Genomic DNA, 1621 nt, shown 5'->3' on the forward strand with positions numbered 1-1621 from the left:
GTGGTGCGGGTCTTGGCCGCCGGTAAATCCAGCGGCGGGCGGGTCAGGTCGTTGTAAACGCAGCCGGTGACAATCGGCCGGTCGATATCACCGTTGAGGTAGGAGATAATCACTTCCTGCCCGATGCGCGGGATGGCCATAAAACCAAAGCCGTTGCCGTTCCAGCCCTGAGCCACGCGAACCCAGCACGAAGCGCCATCATTGGCCTCGTCATAACGGTTCCAGTGGAAATGCACCTTGATGGCCCCGTTTTTATTGACAAAGATTTCCTCGCCGGCCGGCCCGACCACCATCGCGGTTTCATCGCCATCCGCCAGCGGTTTGTAGTGAAACGGCGGTCGCCAGTCGGCAAGACCGTCGATAAAGCTGAAATCGTTGCTGAGGGTGGTGCCGTCACCGCCATCGTGCCCTAGTGCCTGCGGGCAGCGGCCATAATGATGGATGCCGACAATCTGCCAGCGGGTGTTCAGCGGGGTGTGCGGGTGTTCTTTTATCTCGAAGATTTTGCCCGGCATCAGTTTGATGCAGTTGCTGCGCCCGCTGCCGCTTTGCTTCTGGTTGTCCAGTGCTTCCTGGCGGTATTTCAGGAACGGTTTGGCAGCGGCATCTTTCTGGAAACGCCCGTAGCTTTCGAACACGGTATAGGGGGTCTGGCTGCCGAAATCGCGGAAACCGTCGCTGCTGTGCATATGGGAGAGGTGATAGCGCGGGCTGTCCGGGTTGTAGTCTTTATGCAGGCTGCGTTGCGGACTCATGCCGACGCCCAGACTGACCTGATAAATGGTATCCAGCCCGTGGGCGGTCTCTGGTTGCGGGTTGTACTGCAACGGCAGGCCGGCGGTCATCCCCAGATGGCTGTCACTGAAAAACAGCGTTTCATCCTCAAACCAGAAACTGATGCCCTCTTCGGCGGCCAGCCGGCTGAAAAAGGCGTAGTCAGATTCGCGTTTCTGGGTCACGTATTCCCGATCCTGATGCGGGTCGTAGAGTTTGGAGTCTGCCCGTACCCGGTGTTTTTTCAACAACTCATTTAACAGGTCAGGGGCCTTTTTCTGATGGTAAATCCGGCTGTCCTGATTGAGGGTCAGGCGCCAAAGGTAAGGCCGGACGGTAAAGGCGTACAGGGTCTGGTTGCCATCAGTGCCGGTCCAGTCGGCATGGGAGATAATGCCGGTGATTTTGCGCTGCTCGGTCTCATCGTGAAAAATTTGCAGTACCGCTTCCTGCATCAGCAGCGAGGCCAAATCAATCTCCGGCGGCTTTTTGAACCGGTTATGCGGGCAGACCAGCGTCAGGTTGAGGGTAAACAGCTCAGACAGCCCTTCCTGAAGGGAAAACTCCCCCACGCTGAACGGGGTGTCAGGCAGGCCGGCTATCCGAAAAACAAAGCGTAACCCGCTTTTGGCGGTGGGCGGAATGGTCATTGTTGTTGCTCCTTGTTGTGATGGTGTGATGGCTTACATTTCCCTGCGTAATCCGTCGACATGCCAAAAGTCCCATAAGGCAGTGTTTTTGTTCGGGGTATAGACATCCAGCTTGACGAACGAGGACTGGCTGACAAAACAGGCCATGGCGTAGTTGATCAAGCGGCAGAAATGGTACATTTCCCCCGGATTACGGT

1 protein-coding gene is annotated in these 1621 nt (G+C 56.6%); it reads right to left on the reverse strand.

Annotated features, from left to right (window positions below; genetic code table 11):
• On the reverse strand, positions 1 to 1424 hold a 1424-nt coding region (gene tssI, locus Xbed_RS18590; protein ID WP_086114296.1), incomplete at its 3' end, for a type VI secretion system tip protein TssI/VgrG.
• Positions 1425 to 1621 lie beyond the last annotated feature (197 nt).

It is taken from the genome of Xenorhabdus beddingii, assembly GCF_002127545.1.
Classification (GTDB): domain Bacteria; phylum Pseudomonadota; class Gammaproteobacteria; order Enterobacterales; family Enterobacteriaceae; genus Xenorhabdus; species Xenorhabdus beddingii.